Annotated in this window: 7 protein-coding genes and 1 pseudogene; 4 read left to right on the plus strand and 4 right to left on the minus strand. The window is 59.8% G+C overall.

Features of this window, described 5'->3' with window-relative positions:
- Nucleotides 1-104: 104 nt before the first annotated feature.
- Entirely contained in the window at nt 105-713 is a 609-nt protein-coding gene (locus AC07XF_RS28280) for a MiaE family protein (protein WP_495029145.1), read from the minus strand.
- 162 nt (nt 714-875) lie between these two features.
- Here AC07XF_RS28280 and AC07XF_RS28285 point away from each other — a divergent pair, with 162 nt between their 5' ends.
- Nucleotides 876-1,739, plus strand: coding sequence for a universal stress protein (locus tag AC07XF_RS28285; RefSeq protein WP_495029146.1), 864 nt, complete (start codon nt 876-878; stop codon nt 1,737-1,739).
- Nucleotides 1,740-1,863: 124 nt separating this feature from the next.
- On the opposite strand, the gene AC07XF_RS28290 is transcribed toward AC07XF_RS28285, so the two are convergent.
- Nucleotides 1,864-2,334: a DUF1289 domain-containing protein gene (locus AC07XF_RS28290; protein WP_007937731.1), complete on the minus strand. Its 471-nt coding sequence runs from the start codon at nt 2,332-2,334 to the stop codon at nt 1,864-1,866.
- A 457-nt stretch (nt 2,335-2,791) separates the two neighbouring features.
- Between AC07XF_RS28290 and acnB the strand changes: the two genes are divergently transcribed.
- Complete coding sequence (acnB, locus tag AC07XF_RS28295) at nt 2,792-5,392, plus strand: bifunctional aconitate hydratase 2/2-methylisocitrate dehydratase (RefSeq protein ID WP_495029149.1); 2,601 nt, start codon at nt 2,792-2,794, stop codon at nt 5,390-5,392.
- A 176-nt stretch (nt 5,393-5,568) separates the two neighbouring features.
- Here the strand turns inward: acnB and AC07XF_RS28300 are convergent.
- A pseudogene (locus AC07XF_RS28300) lies at nt 5,569-7,221 on the minus strand (SulP family inorganic anion transporter).
- 94 nt (nt 7,222-7,315) lie between these two features.
- Nucleotides 7,316-8,596, minus strand: a complete 1,281-nt coding sequence (locus AC07XF_RS28305) for a serine/threonine transporter (RefSeq protein WP_495029147.1) — start codon at nt 8,594-8,596, stop codon at nt 7,316-7,318.
- 353 nt (nt 8,597-8,949) lie between these two features.
- Between AC07XF_RS28305 and AC07XF_RS28310 the strand changes: the two genes are divergently transcribed.
- Together AC07XF_RS28310 and AC07XF_RS28315 are read left to right on the plus strand one after the other, a co-directional pair.
- A complete protein-coding gene (locus AC07XF_RS28310) occupies nt 8,950-9,333 on the plus strand; it encodes a tautomerase family protein (protein WP_442096525.1) in 384 nt (127 codons plus the stop codon).
- Between the two features lie 29 nt (nt 9,334-9,362).
- Nucleotides 9,363-9,950, plus strand: a complete 588-nt coding sequence (locus AC07XF_RS28315) for a TetR/AcrR family transcriptional regulator (protein ID WP_495029148.1) — start codon at nt 9,363-9,365, stop codon at nt 9,948-9,950.
- The last annotated feature ends 154 nt before the right edge of the window (nt 9,951-10,104 follow it).

Raw genomic sequence — 10,104 nt, forward strand, 5'->3', positions numbered from 1 at the left:
GCAAGCCAAACACGCATCGAAAACAGTATTGCAGAAATGGGGGTATCCATAGATGTGGGAGCGGGCTTGCTCGCGAAGGCGTCCGCAAAAACAACACCGAATAGTCAGGCCGCAGCAGGCACGCCGCTGTGAAAACGAAACTCCACGTCCGGCGACTCGATCAGTTCCTGCTCGGCGGTGCGGACCCTGTCGATCACATGGGCGATGTCCTTCGCGTCGCCGTACTGATAGGCCAGTTTCAGGTAACCCTGGAAATGCCGGGCCTCGCTCTTGAGCAGACCGAAGTAGAACTTGCCCAGTTCTTCGTCCAGGTGCGGCACCAGCGCTTCGAAACGCTCGCAACTGCGGGCTTCGATGAACGCCCCCACCACCAATGTGTCCACCAGTTTCACCGGTTCGTGACTGCGCACCACCTTGCGCAACCCCGACGCGTAGCGCCCGGCGGACAGCTGGCGCAGTTCGATCTTGCGGCGTTTCATCAGGCGCATGACCTGTTCGTGGTGCACCAGCTCTTCCCGGGCCAGGCGCGACATCATGTTGATCAGATCGACGTGGGAATGATACTTGGCGATCAGGCTCAACGCGGTGCTGGCGGCCTTGAATTCGCAGTTCTTGTGGTCGATCAGCAGGGTTTCCTGATCGGCCAGCGCAGCCTGGATCCAGCCGTCGGGGGTACGGCAGCCAAGGAACTCGTGAATTTCGGGAAGGATCATGGGGCTCACGGAAAAATAGGTTCAAAACGAAGGGCGCCGATTATACCGGCCTGCCCGCAGACCACCAGTCGCCAACCGTTGATATGCATCAAGTCCCCGAATCGCCGGCAGCAACTATAGTTGTGCAACGCCGTGCTTTTTCAATTTCAGGAGATCCCGCTCATGCAAGCCGTACGCAGCATTCTGGTGGTCATCGACCCCGAACACTCCGAAAGCCTGGCGCTGAAACGGGCCAAACTGATTGCCGGCGTGACCCAGGCGCATTTGCACCTGCTGGTGTGCGACCCCAAGCATGATCACAGTGGCATGCTGGGCGTGCTCAAGGCCGCGTTACTTGCCGACGGCTACACCGTCACCACCGAGCAGGCCTGGAATAAGAGCCTGCACGAAACCATCGTCGATGTGCAGCAGGCAGAAGGTTGCGGTCTGGTAATCAAGCAACACTTTCCCGACAGCGCGCTGAAAAAGGCTTTGTTGACCCCGGCCGACTGGAAACTGCTGCGTCACTGCCCGACTCCGGTGTTGCTGGTGAAAACCTCCGGCTCGTGGAAGGGCAAGGTAATACTGGCGGCCATCGACGTCGGCAACTCCGACGGCGAACATCGCCATCTGCATAACACCATCATCGATCATGGCTATGACATCGCAACCCTGGCCAAGGCCCACTTGCACGTGATCAGCGCCCACCCGTCGCCGATGCTGTCGTCGGCCGACCCGACGTTTCAACTCAGCGAAACCATCCAGGCGCGCTACCGCGAGCAATGCAAGTCGTTCCAGGCAGAATTCGACATTGACGATGAACACCTGCACATCGAGGAAGGCCCGGCGGATGTGCTGATTCCGTTCATGGCGCACAAACTGCAAGCGGCCGTGACCGTCATCGGCACCGTGGCGCGCACCGGGTTGTCAGGGGCGTTGATTGGCAATACAGCGGAAGTGGTGCTGGATGCGGTTGAAAGCGATGTACTGGTGCTCAAACCGCAGGAGATCGAGGATCATCTGGAGGAGATTGCCGACAAGCATTGAGTCTTGCGGCGCCGGGTGAATCGTCTTCGCTGGCAAGCCAGTTCCTACAGATTTTGCATGGGTCGCACCTGTTGAGTACGACACAAACCTGTAGGAGCTGGCTTGCCAGCGAAGCTTTTAGCGGTCAGCCGCCAAAAGCGTCTTTCAGGAACCCCGGCGCAATGTAGCGCTGGTAGTGGGCCTCGGAGAGCAGGAAAAACTCCCGGTCAATGGCATCGCGCAACTCCGGCAGGTTCCAGTCGCGAAACTCCGGCAGCAACACCATTCCGTAGGCTTCCAGGTTGTTGATCACCCGCGCGCCCCGGGCGATCAACTGGTAGGCCCAGCAATATTCCGACTGATGGGGCACGAAACGGATCTTGCGTTGCTCCAGCTGCATTCGCAAAAGTGCCGGATCGAAAATTTCAACTTTGGCGGCCATCACCTGCGACAGCAACTGCTCAAGACGCAGCCATACCGCGCGCTTTTCTTCCTCGTTGTAACCGTTCCAGTGGATCACTTCGTGGTGGAAACGCTTGCAGCCACGGCACACCAGGTCACCGTAGACAGTGGAGCAAAGGCCGACGCAGGGCGTCTTGATAGTCTGATTGGGCATAGGTAGGCAAAACGCGAAAAAGCAAAACAGGCCGGCATGTTAGCCCTTTGTCGGCTATTGATCACCCCTCAAAGTTCGGGGCCTGCGGTGAATCGGGGTCTGGTGACCGCCACCACCAAAGTCCAATAAAACCTGACTTACCTTAAATTTTTTTTTGCCGTAGAATCAGCCTGCCTTTTTAGGCGCCAATGTCCGTTAGAAGCTGTTTTCAAAGCGTCACGAGCACAGTCGTTCCTTCAGAGCGGTGTTGGCGAGGGGTTTTTCCAGCGGGGAAAAGCCCAACGCCAACCCTCATCAGCTCCCGTTCTGCAGGCGTAAAACTTTGAAAGCAGCTTCTGTAAGGAATTGTCGGTAATTCTGGCTAAGTGGCACACAACGCCATGCAGCGCATGAGTACGGCAATTTCGGGATGAGCGTCCCGGACACCCATTTGGGACCACTGATGAGGGTAATAACTGTGCTTGAAGCCTACCGCAAACATATCGAAGAGCGCGCAGCACTGGGTATCGTTCCCCAGCCGCTAAACGCCGAACAAACTGCAGGCCTGGTCGAGCTGCTGAAAAATCCCCCGGCTGGCGAAGAAGCATTCCTCGTTGACCTGATCACCAATCGCGTTCCGCCAGGCGTGGACGAAGCTGCCTATGTAAAGGCCGGTTTCCTGTCTGCCATCGCCAAAGGCGAAGCCAAATCCCCCCTGATCGACAAGAAGCGCGCTGTTGAACTGCTCGGCACCATGCAGGGCGGCTACAACATCGTGACGCTGGTCAACCTGCTGGACGACGCCGAACTGGCTCCAGTAGCGGCCGAAGAACTCAAGCACACCCTGCTGATGTTCGACGCCTTCCACGACGTCGCTGAAAAAGCCAAGAACGGTAACGTTCACGCCAAAGGCGTGCTGCAATCCTGGGCTGACGGCGAGTGGTTCGTGAGGCGCCCGACCCTGGCCGACAAGATCAGCCTGCGCGTGTTCAAGGTCACCGGCGAAACCAACACCGACGACCTGTCCCCTGCTCCTGATGCCTGGTCCCGTCCAGACATCCCGCTGCACGCCCTGGCCATGCTGAAAATGGCTCGCGACGGCATCGTGCCTGACGCACAAGGCGTCACCGGTCCGATGAAGCAGATCGAAGAAATGCGCAACGCCGGCTTCCCGATCGCCTACGTCGGCGACGTGGTCGGTACCGGTTCTTCGCGTAAATCGGCCACCAACTCGGTACTGTGGTTCTTCGGCGACGACGTTCCCTTTGTACCGAACAAGCGTGCCGGCGGTTTCTGCTTCGGCAGCAAAATCGCTCCGATCTTCTACAACACCATGGAAGATGCCGGCGCACTGCCAATCGAATTCGACGTTTCCAACATGCACATGGGCGACGTGATCGACCTGTACCCGCATGCTGGCAAAGTCTGCAAGCACGGCACCGACGAAGTCCTGACCACCTTCGAAATGAAGACCCCGGTCCTGCTGGACGAGGTTCGCGCTGGCGGCCGTATTCCGCTGATCATCGGCCGTGGCCTGACCGAGAAGGCTCGCACCGAGCTGGGTCTGCCACCTTCGACTCTGTTCAAGAAGCCTGAAGCACCGGCTGAAAGCACCAAGGGTTTCACCCTGGCGCAGAAAATGGTCGGCAAGGCTTGCGGCGTGACCGGCGTTCGTCCGGGCACCTACTGCGAACCGAAGATGACCACCGTGGGTTCCCAGGACACCACCGGTCCTATGACCCGTGACGAACTGAAAGACCTGGCGTGCCTGGGCTTCTCGACCGATCTGGTGATGCAGTCCTTCTGCCACACCGCGGCCTATCCAAAGCCGATCGACGTGACCACCCACCACACCCTGCCTGACTTCATCATGACCCGCGGCGGCGTTTCCCTGCGTCCGGGCGACGGCATCATCCACTCGTGGCTGAACCGCATGCTGCTGCCAGACACCGTCGGTACCGGTGGTGACTCCCACACCCGTTTCCCGATCGGTATCTCGTTCCCGGCCGGTTCCGGTCTGGTTGCGTTCGCCGCAGCCACTGGCGTCATGCCGCTGGACATGCCTGAGTCGATCCTGGTTCGCTTCAAGGGCGAACTGCAGCCAGGCGTCACCCTGCGTGACCTGGTTCACGCCATTCCTTACTACGCGATCCAGGCTGGCCTGTTGACCGTAGAGAAGAAAGGCAAGAAGAACGCCTTCTCCGGTCGCATCCTGGAGATCGAAGGTCTGCCTAAACTGACCGTAGAACAAGCGTTCGAACTGTCTGACGCCTCGGCTGAACGTTCGGCTGCCGGTTGCACCATCCAGCTGTCCAAAGAGTCGATCGCCGAATACCTGCAGTCCAACATCACCCTGCTGCGCTGGATGATCGGCGAAGGCTACGGCGATGCACGTACTCTGGAACGTCGCGCTCAAGCGATGGAAGCCTGGCTGGCCAACCCTGAGCTGCTGGAAGCGGACAAAGACGCCGAATACGCCGAAGTCATCGAGATCGACCTGGCCGACATCAAGGAGCCTGTGCTCTGCGCGCCGAACGACCCGGACGACGCTCGCCTGCTCTCCAGCGTTGCTGGCGAGAAGATCGACGAAGTGTTCATCGGTTCGTGCATGACCAACATCGGTCACTTCCGCGCTGCCGGCAAGTTGCTGGAACAGGTCAAAGGTCAGTTGCCAACCCGTCTGTGGCTGTCGCCGCCGACCAAGATGGACGCTCACCAGCTGACCGAAGAAGGCTACTACGGCATCTACGGCAAGGCCGGCGCACGCATGGAAATGCCAGGCTGCTCGCTGTGCATGGGTAACCAGGCACGTGTAGAGCCGAACTCGACTGTCGTGTCGACTTCGACCCGTAACTTCCCGAACCGTCTGGGTGACGGCGCGAACGTCTACCTGGCTTCGGCCGAGCTTGCGTCCGTGGCTTCCATCCTGGGTCGCCTGCCGACCGTCGAGGAGTACATGGAATACGCTGGCAAGATCGACAGCATGGCGGCCGATGTCTACCGCTACCTGTCCTTCGACCAGATCGCCGAGTTCCGTGAAGCTGCTGCGAACGCCAACATTCCGGTCGTTCAAGCCTAACGCTACAAAGCAATGAAGAACGCCGCCCATCGTGAGATGAGCGGCGTTTTTTTATGCATCCAGTTCAAACACCAAAAATCCTGTGGGAGCGGGCTTGCTCGCGAAAGCGGTGTGTCAGTCCATACAAATACCGACTGACACTCCCTCTTCGCGAGCAAGCCCGCTCCCACATTGGGTTATGCGTTCAACTGGAGGGCTTGTTGCACTGCGCCATCAACACTTAGCCCGCTCAAAACCACCCCGTTAGCCTTCACTTCCGGCAAAGCAGCCAACGCCGTTTGTGCGTCGTCCTTGAGGCGAGCCAGAATCAGGCACTTACCTTCCTGACGCACCCGTACAAAAAACTCCTGCAACGCTTCAATGCTGGTGCCGTCCAGGTCGGGAGATTCCTCCAGACTGAGAATCACCGTATGGATCGGCGTTTGCGCATGCCGGATCAAGCGCAAGGCAGCGCCGAGAATCCGTTCGACGTTGGCAAAGAACAACGCTTCGCTCGGCCGGACAATCAACACGCCTGGTACTGTTTGCGCCGCAGGATGGCGTTGCAGGTCGACAAAATCGTGTCCGCCATCAATGCGCCCCAGAATCTGGATATCCGCCGCCGACATCTGCTTGAGCATCAGCAACACACTGATCGCCACCGCCACCAGCAAGCCGTCCAGCACCCCCAGCACCAACACCGCGCCCACGGCACAGATCACCAGCAAACGGTCTCGGCGCCAGATGAAATACCGTCCCAGCGGTTGCAGGCTCAAACCGCGCCACAGGGCATGGATAACGATGGCAGCGAGGATCGGCTCCGGGGTCAGGGCGATGTAAGGCAGCACGGTCAAGACGATGAGCAGCACCACCAGAGCCGCCACGCCACCGGCCAGGCGTGAAGTCGCGCCCGCTGCTTCATTGGCCGATGTTGCCGAATACCCCGCTCCCGCCGGCATGCCGTGGAACAGGCCGGACATCAGGTTGGAAGCACCCAGCGCCAGCAGGTCGCGGTTCGATGTGACGCGGTCACCGTGCTTGAGCGCATAGGCACTGATCGAGCCGTAGGACTCCGCATACAAAATCATCACCATGGCGAACGCCAGTTCACCCAGACGCAGCCAGTCGGTGAACGGCAGCACCGGCAACTTCGGCACCTCCAGACTGAGGTCGATCACTCCGATCAGCTTCACGTCATAGGCCGGCAGGTTCAGTCACTGTCCCGCCGCAATGCCGATCACCACCACCAACAAACCGCCCGGCAGGCGCCGAAAACGCGCGAACAGCCATAACAAGGCCAATGCCACGGCGCCGACACCCGCCGCCACCCAGTTCCATTGCGGCAACTGTTCCAGCAACTGCGGCAGAAACCGCACCAGATTGACTTCGGTCAAATGCACGCCGACCACGCTGGCTACTTGCTTCAAAATGATCGTCAGCGCCAGGCCAAAGGCAAAACCGCGCAGCACCGGTTTGGCGATGAACGATGTCACGCTGCCGAGCTTGAACAACCCGGCCAGCAGGAAAAACGCCCCGGTCATCAGTACCAGGCCGATGGCCAGCGTCGAGCGCAATTGCGGATCGCCATTGGCCAGGGTCGCGGTGGCAGCGGCCAGCACGGCGGCTGATGATGAAGTGGCCGAGACAATGGCAAAGCGGCTGGTGCCGAACAGGCCATAAGACAGCAACCCGGCGAACAAGGCGATCACCCCGGCCTGGGGTGCCAGCGCGGCGATGCTTGAATAGGCGACCGCTTCAGGCAGCAGCAGGCCGGCAATCGACAAACCTGCCAGCAGGTCCTGCCAGCGGTTGGGTTGTTCAACGGGGTTTGGCGGTGAGGCGCTCGACAATCCGATGTCTCCAGGCGAAAAAAAGCCGCTGCACGTATCACGTGCAGCGGCCACTGTAGCTGTCAATCCGGCACTGCGCGAGCGGGCCGGTCGATCACGCGGTCAAGGAGTAGATCAACGCGGTAATCGCCACCAGGCCCACCGCCGTCACGAAGACGTTGGACGCCTGACCGCGATAGCGCGCCATCGCCGGCACCTTGCGGATGGCGTACATCGGCATCAGGAACAGGATCGCCGCGATCACCGGGCCACCGAGGGTTTCGATCATGCCGAGAATGCTCGGGTTCAGCGTGGCGACGATCCAGCACACCACCAGCATGAACGCGGCAGTCATGCGGTCCAGGGTCTTGGCGGACGGACGCTTGCCGCTCTTGACGATCAGGCCCTTGAGACCTTCGCTGGCGCCGATGTAGTGCCCCAGGAACGACTTGGAAATGGCCACGAAGGCAATCAATGGCGCCGCAAAGGCGATGGTCGGGTTACTGAAGTGGTTGGCCAGGTACGACAGGATCGACAGGTTCTGCGCTTTGGCTTCAGCCAGTTGCGCCGGCGACAGGGTCAGCACGCAACTGAAGACGAAGAACAGCACCATCACCACCATCAGCAGGTGGGCGCGGGACAGGATCTGCGAGCTGCGCTCTTCGGCGTGATCACCGTAGCGCCGCTTCTGGTCCACGGCGAACGCCGAGATGATCGGCGAGTGGTTGAACGAGAACACCATCACCGGTATCGCCAGCCACAAGGTGTGCAACAGCGCCGAGGGTGCCGGCACGCTGCCGGCGGTGGCCAGGATGCCACCATTCCAGTGCGGAACCAGGTACACCGCCAGAAACAGCAGCGCGACGATGAACGGGTAGACCATCAGGCTCATGGCCTTGACGATCAATTGCTCACCGCAACGCACCACCGCCAGCAGGCCGAGGATCAGCACCAGCGACAGCACGGCGCGCGGTGGCGGCGTGATGTGCAGTTGATGTTCCAGGAAACTGCCCACGGTGTTGGTCAGGGCCACGCTGTAGATCAGCAGGATCGGGAAAATGGCGAAGAAGTACAGCAAGGTGATCAGTGCACCGGCCTTGATGCCGAAATGCTCTTCCACCACGTCGGTGATGTCGGCGCCTTCGCGACCGGACAGCACGAAACGGGTCAGCCCGCGGTGTGCGTAGAACGTCATCGGGAACGCCAGCAACGCCAGGATCAGCAGCGGCCAGAAACCGCCCAGGCCTGCGTTGATCGGCAAAAACAGGGTTCCCGCACCAATCGCCGTGCCAAACAGGCCCAGCATCCAGGTGGTGTCTTGGCGATTCCAGCTCGAGAGCGTCGCTGGTGTCGCTTCTACATAGCGTTTGTTGACGCTATTGGCCTGATCATTCATCCGGTGGGATCTCCACATTCCGGTCACTTGCCACCCGGCCAGGACGCGTCGGAATACCCGACAGGCGGCGTCTTGGCCGAAACAGGGGCGCGATTGTCCGGGATTAGTGAGCAGAAGCAAAGACTTAGGTGAGGAACGGTGGTACCAAAATCCCCTGTAGGAGCTGGCTTGCCAGCGAAGGCGTCTGAAAGATCGGCGCATGGCTCAAGACCGCCTTCGCCGGCAAGCCGGCTCCTACAAGGGAATGCAGTGATTCCGGCACTGGCACTTGATCGCCAAAGTGCAATCCGCGCTTGATAAAGGTCTGGCGTCATGTATTTTTAACCGACCTGCATTCCTTCTGGAGTCTTCCCATGCCACTGGTTCGCGTCGACATCAAAAAACATCAGGACCCCACCCACGCCAAACGCATCGGCCAACTGATCTACGCCGCCATGCACAGCACCATCGGCGTGCCGGAGAACGATAATTTCCAGATACTCGCCGAACACGATGAACAGCATTTCATCTTTGATCCCGGTTACCTGGGCATCAGTCGCACGGACCAACTGGTGGTGATCCAGATCACCATGAGCGAAGGACGAACCATCGAGCAGAAAAAACTCCTCTACAAAACCATTGCCGAGAGCCTTCACGCAGAACTCGCGGTGCGCCTGGAGGACGTTTTCATCAATCTGGTGGAAGTGAAAAAAGAGAACTGGTCGTTCGGCAACGGGATTGCCCAATACGCCCTCTGATATTCAACCCGCAGACCTGAGAGTGACCCATGCCCCGAGTTTCCCGCAAACAAGCCGACCTCAACCGCGAAACCATCGTCGATGCCGCCACGCGGCTGTTTCGCGAACGCGGCCTGCACGGGATCAGTGTGGTCGATGTAATGGCTGCCGCAGGCCTGACCCACGGCGGTTTCTACGGGCACTTCGAATCCCGCGAAGCCCTGGCGCAAGAAGCCAGTGGCCGGGCCTTCGAGCAGGCCGCGCAACGCTGGCAAGCACGGGTGGCCGACCATGACAGCAAGGACGCCGCCCGCCGCGCCGTGGTCGAACCGTACCTGTCCAGCGAAAGCCGGGACAATCCGGGCGACAGCTGCCCGGTGGTGGCCTTTGCCGGGGACATGTGCCACGAAGCCGCCGACAGCGGATTGCGTCAAACCTATATGCAGGGCCTGAACAACCTGCTCGACTCCCTGGGTACGCTGCTGGACGCCGAGGATGAAGCCAGCAAACGGCAGCAGGCGCTGGTGCAGTACTCGATGATGTTCGGTGCGCTGATGCTGTCCCGGGCCACCCGCGGCGATCCACTGTCGGATGAAATCCTCGAGGCTGCACGGGCAGCACTCTCGGCTTCGAAATAAAAGGTTCTTCACGCAATCCCGGGAAACTGTAGGAGCCGGCTTGCTGGCGATGGACTCAAGTGCGCCGCGTTCATCCAGTTCACACGCGTTATCGTTAACGACCATCGCTGGCAAGCCAGCTCCTACAAGGGACCGCGCCCACGCTGAAACTGTA

This window comes from Pseudomonas sp. GW821-FHT01C01 (assembly GCF_059422645.1).